Annotated in this window: 18 protein-coding genes, 2 tRNA genes and 1 riboswitch; of the genes, 13 read left to right on the forward strand and 7 right to left on the reverse strand. The window is 37.4% G+C overall.

Annotation, left to right across the window (positions count from 1 at the left end; all coding sequences use genetic code 11):
• Positions 1–849, forward strand: coding sequence for a GIY-YIG nuclease family protein (locus WG904_RS03090; protein WP_339577818.1), 849 nt, complete (start codon positions 1–3; stop codon positions 847–849).
• A gap of 129 nt (positions 850–978) precedes the next feature.
• On the opposite strand, the gene WG904_RS03095 is transcribed toward WG904_RS03090, so the two are convergent.
• From WG904_RS03095 to WG904_RS03105, 3 genes are all read right to left on the reverse strand, one after another.
• Entirely contained in the window at positions 979–2,193 is a 1,215-nt protein-coding gene (locus tag WG904_RS03095) for a site-specific integrase (protein WP_339577819.1), read from the reverse strand.
• A gap of 254 nt (positions 2,194–2,447) precedes the next feature.
• Positions 2,448–2,519: transfer RNA gene (locus WG904_RS03100), tRNA-Glu, on the reverse strand.
• Between the two features lie 31 nt (positions 2,520–2,550).
• Positions 2,551–2,626: transfer RNA gene (locus tag WG904_RS03105), tRNA-Met, on the reverse strand.
• A gap of 109 nt (positions 2,627–2,735) precedes the next feature.
• On the opposite strand from WG904_RS03105, the gene era reads away from it, so the two are divergent.
• From era to der, 3 genes are all read left to right on the forward strand, one after another.
• Entirely contained in the window at positions 2,736–3,626 is an 891-nt protein-coding gene (gene era, locus WG904_RS03110; protein ID WP_339577820.1) for a GTPase Era, read from the forward strand.
• A gap of 30 nt (positions 3,627–3,656) precedes the next feature.
• Entirely contained in the window at positions 3,657–4,169 is a 513-nt protein-coding gene (locus tag WG904_RS03115; protein WP_339577821.1) for a TlpA family protein disulfide reductase, read from the forward strand.
• Positions 4,170–4,357: 188 nt separating this feature from the next.
• Positions 4,358–5,659: a ribosome biogenesis GTPase Der gene (gene der, locus WG904_RS03120; protein ID WP_339577822.1), complete on the forward strand. Its 1,302-nt coding sequence runs from the start codon at positions 4,358–4,360 to the stop codon at positions 5,657–5,659.
• A 58-nt stretch (positions 5,660–5,717) separates the two neighbouring features.
• On the opposite strand, the gene WG904_RS03125 is transcribed toward der, so the two are convergent.
• The 4 genes from WG904_RS03125 to WG904_RS03140 all read right to left on the reverse strand — a co-directional run bounded on the left by WG904_RS03125 (position 5,718) and on the right by WG904_RS03140 (position 9,668).
• Positions 5,718–5,915 carry a hypothetical protein gene (locus tag WG904_RS03125; protein ID WP_339577823.1) on the reverse strand — a complete coding sequence of 66 codons (198 nt, stop codon included), beginning with the start codon at positions 5,913–5,915 and terminating at the stop codon, positions 5,718–5,720.
• Positions 5,916–5,978: 63 nt separating this feature from the next.
• Positions 5,979–7,289 carry an ATP-binding protein gene (locus tag WG904_RS03130; RefSeq protein ID WP_339577824.1) on the reverse strand — a complete coding sequence of 437 codons (1,311 nt, stop codon included), beginning with the start codon at positions 7,287–7,289 and terminating at the stop codon, positions 5,979–5,981.
• A gap of 81 nt (positions 7,290–7,370) precedes the next feature.
• Positions 7,371–8,051 carry a response regulator transcription factor gene (locus WG904_RS03135; protein WP_339577825.1) on the reverse strand — a complete coding sequence of 227 codons (681 nt, stop codon included), beginning with the start codon at positions 8,049–8,051 and terminating at the stop codon, positions 7,371–7,373.
• A 9-nt stretch (positions 8,052–8,060) separates the two neighbouring features.
• A complete protein-coding gene (locus WG904_RS03140; protein WP_339577826.1) occupies positions 8,061–9,668 on the reverse strand; it encodes a S41 family peptidase in 1,608 nt (535 codons plus the stop codon).
• A gap of 288 nt (positions 9,669–9,956) precedes the next feature.
• Here WG904_RS03140 and murQ point away from each other — a divergent pair, with 288 nt between their 5' ends.
• From murQ to WG904_RS03185, 9 genes are all read left to right on the forward strand, one after another.
• Positions 9,957–10,763 carry an N-acetylmuramic acid 6-phosphate etherase gene (gene murQ, locus WG904_RS03145; protein ID WP_339577827.1) on the forward strand — a complete coding sequence of 269 codons (807 nt, stop codon included), beginning with the start codon at positions 9,957–9,959 and terminating at the stop codon, positions 10,761–10,763.
• A 152-nt stretch (positions 10,764–10,915) separates the two neighbouring features.
• Positions 10,916–11,482 (forward strand): hypothetical protein, encoded by a 567-nt coding sequence (locus WG904_RS03150; protein ID WP_339577828.1) that lies wholly within the window; start codon positions 10,916–10,918, stop codon positions 11,480–11,482.
• Between the two features lie 35 nt (positions 11,483–11,517).
• Entirely contained in the window at positions 11,518–12,276 is a 759-nt protein-coding gene (locus WG904_RS03155; protein ID WP_339577829.1) for a Bax inhibitor-1/YccA family protein, read from the forward strand.
• A 114-nt stretch (positions 12,277–12,390) separates the two neighbouring features.
• A riboswitch (SAM riboswitch) is annotated at positions 12,391–12,495 on the forward strand.
• A gap of 170 nt (positions 12,496–12,665) precedes the next feature.
• Positions 12,666–16,367, forward strand: coding sequence for a methionine synthase (gene metH / locus WG904_RS03160; protein WP_339577830.1), 3,702 nt, complete (start codon positions 12,666–12,668; stop codon positions 16,365–16,367).
• An 84-nt stretch (positions 16,368–16,451) separates the two neighbouring features.
• Positions 16,452–16,811: a four helix bundle protein gene (locus WG904_RS03165; RefSeq protein ID WP_339577831.1), complete on the forward strand. Its 360-nt coding sequence runs from the start codon at positions 16,452–16,454 to the stop codon at positions 16,809–16,811.
• 28 nt (positions 16,812–16,839) lie between these two features.
• Entirely contained in the window at positions 16,840–17,790 is a 951-nt protein-coding gene (locus WG904_RS03170) for a methylenetetrahydrofolate reductase (RefSeq protein ID WP_339577832.1), read from the forward strand.
• Between the two features lie 119 nt (positions 17,791–17,909).
• Positions 17,910–18,179, forward strand: coding sequence for a hypothetical protein (locus WG904_RS03175; protein ID WP_339577833.1), 270 nt, complete (start codon positions 17,910–17,912; stop codon positions 18,177–18,179).
• Positions 18,180–18,224: 45 nt separating this feature from the next.
• On the forward strand, positions 18,225–18,638 hold the full coding sequence (locus WG904_RS03180) for a hypothetical protein (protein WP_339577834.1): 414 nt from the start codon (positions 18,225–18,227) through the stop codon (positions 18,636–18,638).
• Positions 18,639–18,863: 225 nt separating this feature from the next.
• On the forward strand, positions 18,864–19,478 hold the full coding sequence (locus WG904_RS03185) for a GIN domain-containing protein (RefSeq protein ID WP_339577835.1): 615 nt from the start codon (positions 18,864–18,866) through the stop codon (positions 19,476–19,478).
• The last annotated feature ends 8 nt before the right edge of the window (positions 19,479–19,486 follow it).

Consider the following 19,486-nt stretch of genomic DNA (forward strand, 5'->3'; position numbering starts at 1 on the left):
ATGAATATTTTCGGAAAAACTATACGCCTCTTTCTTGTTGATGGAACAACTAATGGCCTTATTACTGCTGAACTCAGCAATTGGACTGGAATTGGAGTTAAAGTGCCGCGTATTAAAATTAAAGAATATAGCACCCGTCCAGAATTTCAAAAACCAGGTGTTTACATTCTCATAGGTAAGGGTGAAAACAACGAAGGTACTGCCTATATTGGTGAAGCGGAGGTGATAGCAGATCGTTTGTTCCAACAAATCTCTAATAAAGAGTTCTGGAATGAAGCTATCTTTTTTGGTAGTAAGGATAAATATCTTAACAAAGCGAGTGTGAAATATCTGGAAAATCGGCTACATGAATTAGCTTTAAAAGCCGAACGCTATACAATTAATCAGAATATTCCTACACGCTCTGAATTATCAGAAGCAGAACAAGCGGAACTAGAGGAATTTTTAGCTCATATAAAAGTCCTGACTGCTACTTTAGGCTATAAGGTATTTGAAGCGTTGGAAGAAACCATAGAAAATAAGGAAATCCAAGACCAAATATTTTATTGTCGAAATGGAGCGGGAGCTGATAGCAAAGGTAGCCCTTCAACGGAAGGCTTTGTTGTGTATAAAGATTCTTTATTTATAATCCAGAAACAGCCTTCTTTAGCTGATGGTATTTGCCTTGAAAGAGAGAAGATGCTAAATGACGGAACGTTGAAAATTGATGGTACATTTTATCGACTTACGAAAGATTATGTGTTTACGTCATCATCTAGAGCTGCGGCCGCAACACTTGCTAGATCTGCGAGTGGGCCTTTAGAATGGAAAACAATTGAAGGCATTCAATTAAAATCTTTTGAGATCTAGCTTATGAATGCTAGGACTTACCAGTAGATTTAAAATTGCATCATTTATCGTCTATTTTTTTTTAATTACCAACTATTGAATTTATAATAGGGAATAAATTATCCCCTATTGCAAACAGAAACTCAATCATTATAATTTCAAATTATCTCTTAAAACCTGCATATCACTACTAATTTTTCCATCCAGAATCTTCGCATAGTGCTGAGTCTGAGCTAAGGATTTGTGCCCTAGCATTTTCGACACGGTTTCAATTGGCACTCCGTTGTTTAAGGTTACAGTTGTAGCGAAAGTATGTCGAGCTAGATGAAAGGTTAGGTTCTTCTTAATTCCACAAACATCCGCTATCTCCTTCAGATAAGCATTCATTTTTTGATTGGTCAGTACGGGCAGAACATTGTTCTGTGTAATGCATCTCGCATGATCCTTATACTTTTCTAGGATGGCTAAGGGGATCGGTAACAATGGTAACTTGGATGAAGTTCCGGTCTTTTGTCTTCTAATCGTTATCCATGGAGAGCCGTCTATGCCGGTAGTGATATGCTCTTGCTTTAGGCTGTTTACGTCCACATATGCCAGGCCGGTGTAGCAGCAGAATACAAAGATGTCTTTTACGATATCTAGCCGTTCTATCGTAAACTCTTTCGATATGATTGCATGCAATTCTTCTTTTGTTAATGCGGTTCTTATTACGTCATCTTTTGTGGCTTTAAATTCAATGAATGGATTATTTTTCAACCAGCTTTTTCTTACTGCATCAGTTATAATTCCTTTTAAATTACCCACATACTTAGCAACTGAGTTATTTCCGCAGTCCTTGTAAGACCTTAGCCAGAAAGCAAAATCAGATATGAATTCATAGTTCAGGTCACGGATGTTAATATCCGTCACTTCATATCTCCATTTAATGAAGTCTCTTATATGGTTACAGATCGTCTTATAACGCTTAAGCGTTGCCAGACTATAGCCTTTACCGATAAGGGCCTGGATTCTCTTTTGACGGATGCCTATAAGCTGAAGCAAAGTTTGATCTTCGCCACAACCAATAATGTAGTTTTTTAAGGATTGAGCTGTTATTTTTCTTTCTGTTTCAAGCAGGTTTAATTTTGCCTGGTAGATTTTGGCAGAAAGTGTTTCAATGTATGTGTTCAGATTTTTCGCATCTTCATTCGTGCCTACAGCCTTACCTAAAGATTGATTCCATCTAGTGGTGGGCCAGCGCCTCTTGATAGATAGTTCTCTGGCTTCGCCATTTACGGTAATTCTTAGATAGACGTACCTGCAGTCATTTTTCTTTGTTTTAGATTGCTTTAAGAAAAAGAACAATCCGAAAGTTTTTTCCAACATGGTTTATAGGTTTAGTTAAACAATGCAGGAAAATAGGAAGAGAAAGTCTGTTAGATGTAGCGTCTTTTTTCTAAAGAAAAAACGCTTAAAAATACGCTAGTAAAATTGATATATTTTAAGATTATTGCCTCGAACAATATTATTAGAAAGGCGATTTTAGTATAGTAGAGGGCATTTTTGATATTGCAAAATCAAGGTTCGGATTCCCTTAAAACAAAAATAACTTGCTGATAATCAGCAAGTTATTTTTTCAGTAGCCCGTAGGGGAATCGAACCCCTGTTTCCAGAATGAAAATCTGGCGTCCTCACCCCTAGACGAACGGGCCAAAAAATAAAGAAGTGTCTTTCAACTTCCTTTGGTAGCGGGGACCAGACTCGAACTGATGACCTTCGGGTTATGAGCCCGACGAGCTACCAACTGCTCCACCCCGCACGCTATACAATTTGAAGGCTTTGTTAAATCCTTAACACTTCCCCCGAATTGGAATGCAAAGATATAATTCGTTTCTTTGCATTACAAATTTATTTTAAAAAATATTTTTATGTCGCATAAAGCAGGTTTTGTAAGCATCATCGGTAAACCAAACGTAGGTAAATCTACCCTAATGAATGCCCTAGTAGGCGAAAAGCTTTCCATTATCACCCCTAAAGCTCAAACTACACGTCACAGAATTCTTGGTATTGTAAACGAAGAAGGGTTCCAAATTGTTTTTTCAGATACACCCGGTATCATAAAACCGCTGTATGGACTGCAAGATTCAATGATGACTGCCGTAAATGGCGCACTTAGCGATGCCGACTTAATCCTCTTTGTGACAGACATTCACGAGAAACACGATGAAAACGATGTGCTCGAAAAAATAATCAACACAGAAATCCCTTTGGTGGTACTGTTAAATAAAATTGATAATGCTACCCAAGAACAAGTAGACGAGAAATTTGCGTATTGGCAAGAAAAATTAAACCCCAAGCACATCTATGCCATCTCGGCGCTACACAAATACAACTTAGAAGGCATATTACCAATGATTTTAGAAAACATACCAGAGCATCCGGCTTATTACGATAAAGAAGAATTAACCGATCGTAGTCAACGTTTCTTTGTTTCTGAAATTATCCGCGAAAAAATATTCTTCAACTATAAAAAGGAAATTCCCTATAGCACGGAGGTAATCGTTACTTCTTTTAAAGAAGAACAAAGCAAAGGCGGGCCAATGGTACGCATTACTGCTGAAATCGTGGTAGAGCGCGACTCACAAAAAAACATTCTCATCGGCACAGGCGGCGCAATGCTTAAAAAAGTAGGCATGGAAGCCAGAAAAGACATCGAAAAGTTCCTAGATACCAAAGTATTCCTCGAAACATTTGTTAAGGTACTGCCCGATTGGAGAAGCAAAAAGAACTACTTGAAGAGTTTTGGGTATGATAATTAAATTGCAATTTAGGCTACATACATTCATATCATGAAAAAAATCGTATTAATTCTTATTGCAGTTATAAGCACAAATTTCGCATTTGGACAGGAAATCAATAACGACAAAAAGCTTTGGGCAAAATCGGTTCTAAATGAAAAAGCGCCTAAAATAGAAGTAGAAAAATGGCTCTCTATAAAACCAGACACCACAAAAGGCAAATTTACGCTAATTGATTTTTGGGCAACATGGTGTGGGCCCTGCAGAGTTTATATTCCAATGCTTAACGATTTCCATAAAAAATTTAGCGATAGGTTAAATGTAATCGGAATTTCTGATGAACCAGAAGAAAAAGTTAAAAGCTTCAACAATCCAAAAATAAATTACTTTGAAGCTGTAGACCCTAAAAAAAGAATGCATAAACAACTTGAAGTTAAAGCTATTCCACATGTGATAATTGTTAGCCCTAAAGGCATTGTAATATGGGAAGGCTTCCCATTATTGGCCAATTTTCAGCTTACCGAAAAGGTTCTGACAGACTTGATGGAAAAGTACAAAAACTAATTTTTTATACTTTTAAGATAATTTACCGTACCTTTGCACTCCTTTTCAGTATGTTAATACTTTAAAGCAAAGAGAGTTACTATTGGTTAATAGTGGGTGATTAATAACCTGAATGCCTAATGCGAAGTGCTTATGCATCCAAGCTATAGGCCATTAGCCATAATCCATTAGCCAAAAATACCAATACAATGAGCAATATCATCGCAATCGTCGGAAGACCAAACGTAGGCAAATCTACCCTTTTTAACCGCTTAACCGAAAGTCGCAAAGCTATTGTAGATGATTTTAGCGGCGTAACACGTGATAGGCACTATGGTAAAGCCGAGTGGACCAACCGTGAGTTTACCGTAATCGACACAGGTGGTTATGTGGCCAATTCTGAAGATGTTTTCGAAGCTGCTATCCGCGAACAAGTTGTAATTGCCATCGAAGAAGCCACTGTGCTTTTGTTCATGGTTGATGTAACCACAGGAATTACTGATTTAGACGATGAAATTGCACAGCTTTTACGCCGTAGTAAAAAACCTGTTTTTGTGGTGGTTAATAAAGTAGATAACCATCAGTTAGAAAACGACGCAACGGTGTTTTATGGTTTCGGGTTAGGCGAAATTTATACCATCTCATCGATGACTGGCTCTGGAACTGGCGATTTGCTAGACCAAGTGATCACTCACTTTGAAGACATTCCAGAAGAAGAAAATTCTTTGCCTAAAATTACCATTGTTGGTCGCCCAAACGTTGGTAAATCATCCTTAATTAATGCACTAATTGGTAAAGATAGAAACATTGTTACCCCAATCGCCGGTACTACTCGCGATTCCATTCATATCCACTACAAGCAGTTTGGTCACGAATTTATGTTTATCGACACCGCCGGTCTACGTAAAAAAACAAAGGTAAAAGAGAACATCGAATTTTATTCGGTAATGCGTACCATTAAGGCACTAGAAGAAGCCGATGTGGTGATGCTGATGATCGATGCAGAAGATGGATTAGAGTCGCAAGACGTAAACATTTTTCACCTGGCCGAAAAAAACAAAAAAGGAATTGTGATCTTAGTGAACAAATGGGATTTAATTGAGAAAAACAATAAAACCATTCAAGAATTCGAAAATCAGATCCGCACTAAACTGCAACCATTTACCGATGTACCAATCGTATTTATTTCGGTATTGAACAAACAACGTATTTTTAAAACCATAGAAACTGCTTTAGAGGTAAATAAAAACCGTAGCAAGAAAATTCCTACATCGAAATTGAATGATGTAATGCTGCCTATTATTGAAAACTATCCCCCACCAGCTCTAAAGGGAAAATATATTAAGGTAAAATATATCACACAGATTAATGCCACCTCACCAATGTTTGCTTTTTTCTGTAACCTTCCTCAATACATCAAAGAACCTTATAAGCGCTTTATAGAGAACAAATTGCGCGAACACTTTGATTTTAGCGGAGTACCGATACAGATCTACTTTAGACAGAAATAAAAAATCCCCAGCAAATTTTGCTGAGGACTTCATCAAACCTAATTTAAACTTTACTCAATTATCCTTTTTTAGGAGCTGGAGTTTTAACTACAGATTTTGTAGCTTCTTTTTTAACCTCTGCTTTTTTTGCTTCTTTTTTAGCTTTATGAGCTGCTTTTTTTTCTGTTTTTACTTCTGTTTTTTTTGCTGCTGGAGTTTGTGCAAATGCGCCAAATGATGTAGCAACGATGGCTAATGATAAAATGAACTTTTTCATAATTATTTATGTGATTAAATTGTTAGCTCAAAGTTGCATCACTAATATGAAGAAATGATGAAGTTATTTTAGGAATTTTAAGAAGACCGTGGTACCTGCTCCGACTACAGAATTTACCGCTATTTGTATACCATGAAAATCGGCGATGTGCTTAACAATAGACAAACCTAAACCATGGCCATCTTCTTCGCCATGGTTTAATTGTTCGAAACGGTTAAAAATTTGTTTCAATTGGGCTTCTGCTATCCCTATACCCGTATCGCTAATCTGTAAATCGAAATGCTGTGCATTCGTATTCGCAGTAATGCGGATTTCACCATTCTGAACATTGTATTTTATCGCATTGCTTACGAGGTTAGTAATTAGAATATTAATTAACGATGCATTGCCTGTAAAAACAAAATCTTTGGATAAATTAATTTCGATCGATAGGTTTTTCATCAACAAGCGATGATCCAACTCATTCACCACATCGGCAATCACCTCCTTAATCGAAATTTCATCAGCCCTGCTGTACTGCTGATGTTCTATTTTAGAAATCATAAGCAAACTATTAATGATTGATTTTAATCTATTTAACGTCTTTAAATTTGCAAAAACCTTATTTTCACCATCAGTTGATAGATTTTCTTCGTTCAGCAAATTCTCCATCCTTACCATTAATATAGAAATGGGGGTTAGCAATTCGTGCGAAACATTGGCAATAAACTCCTTTTCGGTTAAGATAAACGTCCGAAATTTATTCATCAACATGCTTATACTTTCATCGAGCAGCACAAAATCTGTCGTAGTAGTTTTAATAGGAACGTAGTTAAAATGAATAGGATCGTTTACCTTATTTATTTTTTCGTCCACAATTTTATAAAAAGGAGAAAGCAAATATTTAGAAAAAAAAAGATCAGTAACTAAAGTAATTATGGCCGAGGCCGCCAAAATGAGCAAGGTGAACTTTAAGATGGTTTTTTCGAGCAAATCTACCGTAGTTAAGGCTTCTCCAAGCTCTAGTCGATAAAGTTGGCCATTATGCTTAAAATCTTGCAACAAAATTTCATAGGTAAGCTGTCCGCCCTCAATTGTTCTTTCTTCGGTTGTGAATTTTACCTTGCTATTTTCTATTTTCGAGATGTTGCTAAGCGTAAAATATTCTTCCTTCAGCAAGTTATAATCTGTATAATTGCCCTGCTGTGCCAAAAAATCTTTTATTTCAGGAGCAGATAAATGACCGATAATCTTTGTCCGTTTCTCCTTTAATCGTGCTTGAATATGGTTTATTGATATATTTTTAATGAAAACAATAATCAAAACCCCCAAAAGAACAATAATTGCTGCTTTGGTTAAGGTATTGTATAAGGCCAGCTTAAATTGAAGCTTCATATGTAGATTACAATATTTTTTTATGGCCACATGGTCTACGCCATGTATTTTATTTGCTGTTCGTTAGGGTACATGGCTAGTTCATTGATAATTTATTCTATATCCAATGCTCCGTACCGTTTCAAACCAACCAATATCTTCAAATGCAGCCAGTTTCTTTCTAAGATTTTTCACATGCACATCTACAAAATTAGAATCGCTGTTTACTTCTAAAATATCACCCCAAACCCGTTCGGTAAGATTAATTCTAGAAATTACCCTATTCTTATTTAATACCAAATAATTAAAAATTTCGAATTCTTTATGGGTAAGATTAAGCCGCTGGCCGCCATAACTAAGTTGATGATTTTTAATGTCCAACACAAATCCATGAACATTCACCTCATTTTTTTCGAGTTTATGTTTCCTCCGTATGATGGCATGCATTCTAGCTAACAATTCAGTAAGCGAAAAGGGTTTTGCCAAATAATCATCCGCTCCCGCCTCTAACCCACCTATGCGATCGTCCACATCACCCCTAGCCGTTAAAATTATAACCGCATCATCTCTATCCTTAATGCGTTTCAGTTGCGCTAGTAACGCCAGGCCGTCGCCATCAGGCAAACCAAGGTCGAGCAAGATGAAATCGTAAGTATTGATAAATATTTTTTCAGAAGCTGATGCATATTTCCAAGCATGTTCGATTACATAGCCTTCCTTGCCTAAAAAATCGGCCATTTCTAGGGCAAGTGCCTTTTCGTTTTCAACAATAAGTATATTCATGGAGCACAGTTACTGCAAGCTTGCTAATGCCACTTTTACCACGGGATCTGTTAAATTACTTGCCTTATAATAACCAATATCGCCCAAATGGTACCTGCATAACATTACTTTTACATCATTATAGATGGTTGATTTTGATATCGCCAATTGCTTAGGATCAATTTTAATTTTCTTCGATTGGATATAGCTTAATAAATCCTTAAAATCGGCATCACTGATGGCAAAACTGCCTAAATTTTGCGACAAATAAGTGGGTGTATAACGTTCTGCCAATACATTAAACACAAAATCAATCAATATTTTTTTATTCACCAAATCGGCATAAAGCTTAGTATATCCTAAAGTATCGAGCTTTACATAAATATCGGGCTGAATGCCCCCTCCACTAAACACCTTTTTACCTGAAGCCGTTATAAAGGCCGTACCTTTTTGCAAACTATCTTTAGCTTTCACGTTTCGAGCGGTTAACTCACCATCATTTAATCGATCTTCGATTTCATGCTGATACGCGGTATATCCTTTTTTGTACGATTTCTGGATACTTCTACCAAGCGGGGTATAATAACGTGCAATGGTTAAATTTAGGGCAGACCCATCTTCGAATGGGAATTGCTCTTGTACTAAGCCTTTACCAAACGATCGTCTGCCCACAATAATTCCACGATCTAAATCTTGCATCGCCCCAGCAAAAATCTCACTAGCAGATGCTGAGTTTTCGTTTATCAGCACCGCTAATTTCCCTTGCTCAAACTCGCCACCCCCAGTTGTAAAATAATCGGTACGTGGTTCATGCTTGCCTTCAGTATATACAATTAATTTATCTTCTTGCAAAAACTGATTGGCTAAACCCGTTGCAGCACTTACATAGCCTCCTCCATTATCACGCAAATCTAAAACCAATTTACGCATCCCCTTGGTTTTTAATCCCCTCACAACATCTACAAAATCCTTATCGGTATTTGCACCGAACTTGCTAATGCGGATGTATGCCGTTTCGAAGTTAAGCATATAGCCTACATCGATGCTACTTACATCTACCCTACCCCTTTTTATGGTTAATAAAGTAGGTGCTGTTAGGCCTTGGCGAGCAATCATTAACTGAACTGAAGTGCCTTTCTTTCCTTTAATTTTACCAATCATTTCAGACCGAGGTAAAGATCTTCCACTCACTATTGTAGTGTCGATTTTTAGAATTTTATCGCCCTGCCTTAAACCGCCATAATAAGCAGGCCCATCTTTTAGCACATTAGTTACCAATAACGTATCATTTAAAATATAATACTCAACCCCAATGCCCTCGAAATTACCTTCTAAAGTTTCGGCTAATTCATAAGCCTTTGTAGGCGGCAAATAAATACTATGCGGGTCCAATTGATGCAACAAACTATCAATCGGCAAATGCTGTAAACTGTCGGCATTAACATCATCAACATAATTCTTATTGATGATATGGATAATGTCTTCAACTTTTTGATCGCTGTTATCGGCGTAGCGACTTTTACTTTCAATTTTAAAGCCCTCTTCTTTTAAGAATTTATAACCCAAAACCATTCCACCTACCAACACAATTGAGTAGGTTAAAGCAATAAGGATATTATTTAGGGTATTTTTTTTCATCTAGAATAGGCCTTACAAAGTTATGAATTTTAGGCTGTTAATTAAATGAAGACCTAGTTTTTTCAATAATTTTGTGTAATTATTTGGAGAGGCGTAATCTTCTCTCTAAAATTGCATTGATTTATTCGTAATATTTCTAGTTTTAGCAGAAATTAACGAACTTTAACACAAACCAAGTCTATCTAGTAAATACCCCACAGATGAAATTGCCATATTTCAGAAACACACAAATACAAATGAAGATATATGGCGTATTCCATATGACAAAAAAAACAATATAATCTACATATGAATAGAATAACCGAGCAGGAATCTAAGTACAACGATATCGACAAAATGTCTGTTATGGAGATTCTACAAGGAATAAATGCCGAAGACAAACTTGTTCCCCTAGCGGTAGAAAAAGCACTACCCCAGATAGAAAAATTAGCATCAGCCGTTGCTGAAAGAATGAAAAAAGGTGGCAGATTGTTTTATATTGGTGCCGGAACAAGTGGCCGTTTAGGTGTTGTTGATGCTTCGGAATGCCCCCCAACCTTTGGCGTAACCTTCGATCGGGTTGTAGGCATCATTGCAGGTGGCGATACCGCTATTAGAAAAGCCGTCGAATTTGCCGAAGATGATGCAGCACAAGCCTGGATCGATCTACAAGAATACAACATCAACGAAAAAGATTCGCTAGTGGGTTTAGCGGCTTCGGGCACTACACCCTATGTTATTGGCGGTCTTAATACAGCCCGCAAACATGGGGTCTTAACAGGATGTATCGTATGCAATTATGGCGGACCAATTGTTGCCGAGTCAGATTATCCTGTAGAGGTAGTTGCTGGACCAGAGTTTTTAACGGGTTCAACACGCATGAAATCAGGAACTGCCCAAAAACTAGTACTTAATATGTTAAGTACAACTGTGATGATTAGATTAGGCCGCGTAAAAGGCAATAAAATGGTAGATATGCAGTTAACAAACCATAAATTGGTAGATAGAGGCACTCAGATGGTGATGGATGAGTTAAATATAGATCACGATCTTGCTGCCGATTTATTAAACAAATATGGAAGTGTACGTAAGGCGGTAGAAGCGAGCAAAGGATAGTTGCGAATTGTAAGTTGTGAGTTGCGAGGCTAACCGCCTAACCTATTCCAGTACCTAAAATATTTTAATAACTTTTTGTTAACCGCTTACAAAACTCGCTATTCTTAAACACCCAAACCCGCAACACACAACCCACAACACGCAACACAATTATGCACGAAATCGAACCCTTTTATCTTTGGAGAGATGATTATATAGCTGCTGAAGATGAACGGTCGCCTTTTTATAATACTGAATACTCTGAATTTTATTTTGATAAACAACTCTACAACTACCTCATTCACCCTCAATGGGATGTATTTGGGTCAAATACACTGTACATAAAAGTTTTATATACTGATTACGACAGACAATACACCATTATCGAGCTCATGGGCGAATGGAATGATGCGATTAACAACGACATCATGTTTTTAAAGCGCGAAATTATAGAGCTGATGATCGATGAAGGCATTAACAAATTTATCCTCCTCGGCGAAAATGTATTGAACTATCACTCCTCAGATGATAGTTACTATGAAGAGTGGTTTCAGGATGTGGAAGAAGGATGGATTGCAGGCGTAAACTTTAACGAACATGTAATTCGTGAGTTCAGAGAAAGCAGCATCGATTATTATATTAATTTTGGTGGTGAGCTAGATGATCTGCACTGGCGTAAGCTAAAACCCACGCAGTTCTACAAAAAAGTTGAAGAACTGCTGACAAAAAGATTAAATTAATTGCTTATTTTTATATCGTATTTTACAAATCAAATATGGAACAACAAAATTATCAATATCAAGACAATAGCGTTTTTGTAATGGAAGAAGGCGCCGTTGCTAAAAAATTTTTCGCAAACGTTTTTTTATGGATGTTTGTGGCATTGAGTCTTTCTACCTTAGCGGCTTATTTATTTGGAAGTAATAAGGAATTAATGTCCTATTTAGTAACAATTAATCCTAACACAGGAAAAGTAGGGATGTCTATTCTAGGTTATGTTGCTATGTTTTCCCCTTTAGCTTTGGTGTTAACAATGAGCTTTGGGTTAAGCAAGTTATCTTATCCTGCTTTACTTGGTATATTCATTTTATATGCTGTTTTAACGGGTGTAAGCTTAAGCTTTATCTTATTAACATATACCTCTGGCTCAGTAGTAAGCTGTTTTGCTGGTGCTGCAGCTATATTTGGCGTGATGGCATTTTTAGGCTATACTACGGATGTAGATTTAAGTAAATTCGGCCCTATTTTAATCGTGGGTGTTGTCGTGTTAATTATTGCGAGTGTGATCAATATGTTTGTTCAAAGCGAGCAATTCAGTTTATTTATGGCTTTCATTGGAATAGCAATTTTTACCGCCTTAACCGCCTATGATGTGCAAAAAATTAAAAGAATTGGACAGGGCATTGAAGCAAGTGGCGAAGAAGTATTACAGGTAGAATCTAAAAAGATGGCTATTGTAGCTGCCTTGTCTTTGTACTTAGACTTCTTAAACATTTTCTTATACCTACTTCGTATTTTCGGAAGCAGAAAATAAGCTTAAGCAAAATTTTATACCGAAGGCCGTGCAGAATTGCGTGGCCTTTGTAATTTTATTTGGTAATTACCCCCTTTTTTTTGGAATTGACAAGCCTTTGTTGCATTTTTGTATCGCTTATAAAGAAAGGCGGAGGGATTAGACCCAACGATGTCTTAGCAACCTGTGCCAACAAGGTGCTACATTCTATTCCAACGATAAGTCGGGAAAAGATAAGTTTAAAGAAGAATAATCTATTCTAACTTTTGAGTAAGCCTTTTAAGTATCAGTTATAAAGTATCGAGTAGCAAGAACCAAGCTAGGTGCATATTTGAATTTTACTGATACAAATAGCTTGTACTCTTTTCAAGAAATCTTGACACTTGATACTCGCTACTTGCTATAAAAAAATGGACATTAGAGAAGAACTAAAAAAACGTATTTTAATTATAGACGGTGCCATGGGCACTATGATTCAGCGCTATACTTTAACTGAACAAGATTTTAGAGGCGAACGCTTTAAAAATCATCCTTGCGATGTAAAAGGAAATAACGATTTACTGAACATTACCCGTCCCGACATTATTAAAACCATCCACCTCGAATACCTCGAGGCTGGAGCGGATATTATAGAAACCAATACCTTTAGTACCCAACGCATTTCGATGGCCGACTACCAGATGGAAGACCTTTCGTACGAAATGAGCTACGAAGGTGCCAAAATAGCAAAACAAGCCGTTACAGAATTTATGGCAGCCCATCCAGAGCGGAAATGTTTTGTAGCGGGAGCAGTCGGACCCACCAATCGTACGCTTTCCATGTCGCCCGACGTTAACGACCCTGGTTTTAGAGCTATATATTTCGACGAACTCGAAGCAGCTTATTACGAGCAAGTACGCGGCCTAGTTGATGGTGGTGCCGATGTAATTTTAATCGAAACCATTTTCGATACCTTAAACGCAAAAGTGGCCATTGTTGCCATTAAAAAATATGAAGAAGTAATTGGTAGAAAGCTAGAGATCATGATTTCGGGCACCATAACCGATGCTTCCGGCCGAACATTATCTGGCCAAACCGCCGAAGCCTTTCTAAATTCGGTAATGCACGCTAAACCTTTAAGCATCGGCTTCAACTGTGCATTGGGTGCCAAAGAAATGCGCCCACATATAGAAGAATTAGCTGCAAAAGCTGGATGCTACATCTCTGCTTATCCAAACGCCGGTTTGCCAAATGAATTTGGCGCATATGATGAAATGCCACACGAAACAGCACATCTGGTTGATGATTTTATCAGCTCGGGCTTCGTAAATATTGTAGGTGGGTGTTGTGGCACTACTCCCGAACATATTGGTTGCATCGCCGAAAAAGCAAGAAACGCTAAACCTAGAGAAGTGCCAATAGTTGAGCATTATTTACGTTTAAGTGGACTTGAGCCGGTTACCATTACCCCAGAAAGTATTTTTGTGAATGTTGGCGAGCGAACCAACATCACCGGTTCCCCTAAATTTTCGAAACTTATTCTAGGCGGCGATTACGAAGCTGCATTAGCCATCGCCTTGCAACAGGTAGAAGGAGGTGCCCAAATTATCGACGTAAACATGGACGAGGGCATGCTCGATTCGGAAGCCGCCATGACAAAATTTCTGAATTTAATAGCCTCAGAACCCGATATTGCAAAACTACCTATCATGGTCGATTCGTCTAAATGGAGCGTCATCGAAAATGGTTTGAAATGCATGCAAGGTAAAGGAATAGTAAATTCCATTTCCTTAAAAGAAGGCGAAGAAAAATTTAGAGAAAGTGCTCGCAAAATTATGCAATATGGTGCTGCCGTAGTAGTAATGGCATTTGACGAAAAAGGCCAAGCCGATAATTTTGAACGCAGAACCGAAATCTGCAAAAGAAGCTACGATATTTTAGTGAATGAAATCGGCTTCCCTGCCGAGGATATTATTTTCGACCCCAACATTTTAACCGTTGCAACGGGATTAGAAGAGCATAATAACTATGCAGTCGATTTTATAAACGCTACGCGTTGGATAAAAGAAAACTTGCCCTACGCAAAGGTAAGTGGTGGGGTTTCGAATATCTCGTTCTCTTTTAGAGGAAATAATACGGTTCGCGAGGCGATGCATTCTGCCTTTTTATACCATGCTATCCAAGCAGGATTAGATATGGGGATTGTAAATGCAGGGATGCTTGAAGTCTATCAAGAAATTCCGCCCGAGCTATTAGAACGCGTAGAAGATGTATTGCTAAATCGTAGAGACGATGCTACCGAACGTTTGGTAGAATATGCAGATACCATAAAAAGTAAAGGAAAAGAAATTGTAAGAGACGAAGAATGGCGCAAGGGAACGGTTGAAGAAAGATTATCTCATTCTTTGGTAAAAGGAATTGTCGAGTATTTGGACGACGATGTAGAGGAAGCCAGACAAATATATGCACGTCCTATTCAAGTTATCGAAGGCCCATTAATGGATGGGATGAACATTGTGGGCGATCTTTTTGGCGCTGGCAAAATGTTCTTACCTCAAGTCGTAAAATCGGCCAGGGTGATGAAAAAAGCAGTGGCTTATCTACTTCCATTCATTGAACAGGAAAAATTAGCCAACCCAGATCAAGATCAAAATTCATCAGCGGGTAGGGTGTTAATGGCCACAGTAAAAGGCGATGTGCATGATATTGGAAAAAACATTGTAGGCGTAGTTTTAGCCTGCAACAATTTCGAAATTATTGATATGGGTGTAATGGTTCCCGCCCAAGATATTATAAAAAAAGCAAAAGAAATTAATGCTGATATTATTGGTTTAAGTGGATTAATTACCCCTTCGCTCGATGAAATGGTGCATTTTGCCAAAGAAATGGAACGCGAAGGCTTTACCATTCCGCTGATTATTGGCGGTGCTACTACCTCTCGTATACATGCCGCCGTTAAAGTTGCACCTAACTATTCCGGACCTGCCATTCATGTTTTAGATGCATCGAGAAGTGTAACTGTATGTAGTACATTAATGAATCCAGAAACAAAGGATGAATATGTTGCCGGGATCAGAGCTGAATACGATAAAGCTCGTGAAGCACATCTAAATAAGCGATCCGACAAACGATTTAAAACCATAGAAGAAGCAAGGGAAAATAAATTTGAATTGGATCTAACTCGGGTGGCACCTGCCCCAAGCTTTACCGGAACAAAGGTCTTTGAAGATTTTCCATTAACCGAGCTTGTTCCCTACATAGACTGGACACCTTTCTTCCATACTTGGGAGCTACGTGGTAGTTATCCAAAAATCTTTGATGATAAATTCGTTGGCGAAGAGGCAAAAAAATTATTTGAAGATGCTCAAATACTTTTAAAGCGCATAGTCGACGAAAAATTATTAACTGCTAAAGCGGTATTCGGCTTCTGGCCAGCAAGTGCTATTGGCGATGATATAGAGCTCGAAGTAGAAAGTTGCTCTCTTAAAGCGGATAAAAAGCTAAAAAACGGCACCGCAGCTAAGGTAAGAATCCACACGTTGCGCCAACAAGCCGAAAAAACCGATGGACAACCCTACTATGCATTGTCTGATTTTATTGCACCAAAAGATAGTGGTGTGCACGATCATTTTGGAGGTTTTGCAGTAACCACTGGTATAGGCTGCGATGAATTGGTTGCCGAATTCGAAAAAAACTACGATGACTATAATAGTATTATGGTAAAAGCCTTGGCCGATAGATTGGCAGAAGCTTTTGCCGAAAAACTGCATGAAATTGTACGTAAAGATTATTGGGGCTATGCAAAAGAAGAGCAGCTAACCAATGAAGAGCTGATAAGTGAAAAATACCAAGGTATTCGTCCTGCTCCAGGCTATCCCGCCTGTCCTGAACACACTGAAAAGGGAACGTTGTTCGCTCTTTTAGATGCAGAAGAGAAGATTGGTCTTCGAATTACCGAAAGCTATGCAATGTACCCTACCGCAGCAGTTAGTGGTTTCTATTTTTCTCATCCAGATTCGCGCTACTTTGGCCTAGGGAAAATTACGAAAGACCAAGTAGAAGAGTATGCAATTAGAAAAGGAATGAGTTTGAAAGAGGCGGAGAGATGGTTATCGCCAAACTTGGCTTACTAGTTAGTCGTTAGTACATAGTATAAAGTAGTTAGACTGGGCGCATATCAGAAATGGCTCAAAGAATATAATTGATAAATTAAAAAGATGCACAATTTTAGAGAGCTAAAGGTTTGGAAGATGGGTATAGAAATTTCTAAATTGATTTTTCAAATTACTCGTGGTTTCCCTGTTGAAGAAAGGTATTCATTAACATCCCAGTTAACTCGATCGGCCATTTCCATTCCTTCAAATATAGCTGAGGGCTGTGGAAGAAAATCAGATAAAGAGCTTAGTCACTTTATAAGTATCAGTTTAGGCTCAGCATTTGAGTTAGAAACACAAATAATACTCGCGAATGAATTTGGCTATATTGAAAAGCAAACCTTGGATAACATAATATTACAAATTAACGAACTCCAAAAGATGATTGGTGGATTACAAAAGAGTTTAAGCACCCAATCATGATACTAACGACTATATACTATGTACTAAAATGAAAATCACCCAACATATCCAAGAATCCAAAAAAACCCTATTCTCTTTCGAACTGCTGCCTCCAATAAAAGGACAGAGTATTCAATGGATTTACGACGCCATTGATCCGCTTTTGGAATTCAACCCCCCTTTTATAGACGTAACTTCATTAAGAGAAGACTACATTTACAAAGATCAGGGAAATGGATTGTTGCAAAAGGTTTCGTACCGTAAACGCCCAGGTACCATTGCTATTTGTGCGGCAATTATCCATAAATATAAAATTGATGCCGTTCCACATTTAATTTGTGGTGGGTTTACTAAAGAGGAAACAGAGAACGCATTAATTGATTTACAATTCCTAGGAATTGATAACGTGCTAGCCTTAAGAGGAGATGCACGCGCGGCCGATAGTTCTTTCATTCCCACTGTAGGTGGGCATTGCTATGCAACAGACTTAATTCAACATATAAAAAACCATAACGAAGGCAAATTTTTGCACGAAGACATAGAAACGTTTAAAAGTGATTTTTGTATCGGTGTAGCAGGCTATCCTGAAAAGCATTTCGAAGCCCCCAACCTAAATGCAGATTTCAAATTCCTTAAGCAAAAGATAGACATGGGTGCCGAATTTATTGTTACCCAAATGTTCTTCGACAATCAGAAATACTTCGACTTTGTTAAAAAATGTAGAGAAAACGGCATAAATGTACCAATTATACCAGGATTAAAGCCCATTAGTACCCTTTCTCAATTAAATGTATTACCTAAAATATTTCATATCGATTTGCCAGACGAATTATCAGAGGCCTTATCGCATGCCAAAAACAATGCGGAAGCCAAAGAGATAGGAACAGCAGCCATGATTAAACAATGCAAAGAATTAATTGAATTTGGCGCTCCGGTTTTACATTTTTATACGATGGGCAGACCTGAGCAAACCAAGCAAATTGCAAGAGCAATTTTTTAAAACCCCAATTAGTTATTGCTGTTATTACCTAGAAATGGCTATAAAGCATCTTTAAAATTTTAAATTTGCATGGTATGAAAGAATTAAAAACAAGAAAATTCTGGTTTTTACTGCTATATATGAGCATTTTCATAAGTGTGGGTGCTTTTACCGTGCTTAATACACTTTCCTCATCATCGAGAGCCTACGCCGAAAATTTTTCTGAAAAGAGTCAAGAAAGCGATGAAAAATCTAGTGAACCATTTAATTCTCCGTTTATTCATGAATTAGCACTTGAATTGTTACTACCTGTTCGTGATGATTTACTCAAGAGTTTAACACCCGTTCAGTTTTCATTATCCCTATTCTGCCCATCCCCAAATACCCCACCCCCTGATTTAAGCGAATAACCAATACCCAAAAATCTTAAATTACATAAAATAACTACTTTTAACATGAACAGAACAATTATGCTTATAGCTACGGCTATAATTGGCATTACTATGCAAGTTAATGCACAAATTATTAAACAAACCAAAATCACTCCCATCAAAAGCTCATTAGCAACCCTTGTTAAGTTAGATCCAGTAACTTTTAGCTATGATAAAAATTGGCTAGACAAGCTTAGCTTAAAACCGACACATAGTGGATTTAATGTTGAAGAGCTACTAAAAATTAATCAACAACTTATCGTTAATCAACAATTGACCTATAATGCAGGAAAAAACAATACTAAAACTGCAATAATTCAAAAGGTTGATTATGAAATGTTAATCCCGATGCTGGTAGGGAGCATAAAAGAACAGCAACAACAAATCGATGCGTTGAAAGCTGAAATTACCAATTTAAAAGGCAAGAACGCTAAATAGCGTTATTTTTCCGGTCGGTGTTGCTACCGACCAGAATTTCTTTCTGTTTTGTTAATGCCCGTTGGTCGAAATATTACTGGCGTTGGTCGAGTGTTAGCCCCTGATGGTATAATACAAGCATATTCATTGCAACCTTTTGCTGTTTATGGCGTCTTATATACGAAACCAGCCTGATAACGGGCGGTAACCACAAACAAAAAATAAAGAAATTAAAATAAAAATAGTATGACAACTTCTATTAAAAACCTAATCACAGCAACATTAACATTCGTAGTATTAACAAGCACTACCATCGTTGCCAAAGCAGATAACAACAACAATACGGTAACCGTTTTATCTGATGTTAAAAAAGTAAATAAAGTTACCGTATCAGGAAATGTAGAAGTAATCTTAGTTCAAAGTGAAGACGAAAGTGTAAAGGTATATGACAACTATTACGCAAAAAACGCCTTGGTGCAACAGAAAAATGGTGAATTAAGAATTAGCTCTTACGAAAAAGAAAAATTAACAGTTGTAGTGTATGTAACTAACTTGAGTGCAATCACTGCTTCAGATAACGCTAGTGTTAGAACACACGGTGCTTTTAGCGCTTTAGATTTAGAGGTTAACCTTAAAGATAACGCAACCGCAAATTTAAATACCAAAACCATTAGCTTAAGTTCAGATGTGAAAGATAATAGCAGTTTAAATTTAACTGGTTCTACTATAGATTATTTTAGTGTAGTAAATAGTTTATCTAAAGTTAACATGAATACATTTGTGGCCGAAAATTCAAACATTCGTTCTCAAAATTTAACTGCAGCAACAGTAAAAGCAATTGATTTTTCAATAACCGAATAATACACACA

It is taken from the genome of Pedobacter anseongensis, from assembly GCF_037482965.1.
Taxonomy (GTDB): domain Bacteria; phylum Bacteroidota; class Bacteroidia; order Sphingobacteriales; family Sphingobacteriaceae; genus Pedobacter; species Pedobacter anseongensis.

Excerpts from the sequence above, each read along its gene's own strand:
- WG904_RS03090 (WP_339577818.1), top strand. The coding sequence starts at position 1 with ATGAATATTTTCGGAAAAACTATACGCCTCTTTCTTGTTGATGGAACA.
- WG904_RS03140 (WP_339577826.1), bottom strand. The coding sequence starts at position 9,668 with ATGAAAAAAAATACCCTAAATAATATCCTTATTGCTTTAACCTACTCA.
- WG904_RS03175 (WP_339577833.1), top strand. The coding sequence starts at position 17,910 with ATGAGCATTTTCATAAGTGTGGGTGCTTTTACCGTGCTTAATACACTT.
- WG904_RS03170 (WP_339577832.1), top strand. The coding sequence starts at position 16,840 with ATGAAAATCACCCAACATATCCAAGAATCCAAAAAAACCCTATTCTCT.
- WG904_RS03135 (WP_339577825.1), bottom strand. The coding sequence starts at position 8,051 with ATGAATATACTTATTGTTGAAAACGAAAAGGCACTTGCCCTAGAAATG.
- WG904_RS03125 (WP_339577823.1), bottom strand. The coding sequence starts at position 5,915 with ATGAAAAAGTTCATTTTATCATTAGCCATCGTTGCTACATCATTTGGC.
- WG904_RS03165 (WP_339577831.1), top strand. The coding sequence starts at position 16,452 with ATGCACAATTTTAGAGAGCTAAAGGTTTGGAAGATGGGTATAGAAATT.
- der (WP_339577822.1), top strand. The coding sequence starts at position 4,358 with ATGAGCAATATCATCGCAATCGTCGGAAGACCAAACGTAGGCAAATCT.
- WG904_RS03150 (WP_339577828.1), top strand. The coding sequence starts at position 10,916 with ATGCACGAAATCGAACCCTTTTATCTTTGGAGAGATGATTATATAGCT.
- WG904_RS03155 (WP_339577829.1), top strand. The coding sequence starts at position 11,518 with ATGGAACAACAAAATTATCAATATCAAGACAATAGCGTTTTTGTAATG.
- WG904_RS03115 (WP_339577821.1), top strand. The coding sequence starts at position 3,657 with ATGAAAAAAATCGTATTAATTCTTATTGCAGTTATAAGCACAAATTTC.
- WG904_RS03185 (WP_339577835.1), top strand. The coding sequence starts at position 18,864 with ATGACAACTTCTATTAAAAACCTAATCACAGCAACATTAACATTCGTA.
- WG904_RS03130 (WP_339577824.1), bottom strand. The coding sequence starts at position 7,289 with ATGAAGCTTCAATTTAAGCTGGCCTTATACAATACCTTAACCAAAGCA.
- metH (WP_339577830.1), top strand. The coding sequence starts at position 12,666 with ATGGACATTAGAGAAGAACTAAAAAAACGTATTTTAATTATAGACGGT.
- WG904_RS03180 (WP_339577834.1), top strand. The coding sequence starts at position 18,225 with ATGAACAGAACAATTATGCTTATAGCTACGGCTATAATTGGCATTACT.
- era (WP_339577820.1), top strand. The coding sequence starts at position 2,736 with ATGTCGCATAAAGCAGGTTTTGTAAGCATCATCGGTAAACCAAACGTA.
- WG904_RS03095 (WP_339577819.1), bottom strand. The coding sequence starts at position 2,193 with ATGTTGGAAAAAACTTTCGGATTGTTCTTTTTCTTAAAGCAATCTAAA.
- murQ (WP_339577827.1), top strand. The coding sequence starts at position 9,957 with ATGAATAGAATAACCGAGCAGGAATCTAAGTACAACGATATCGACAAA.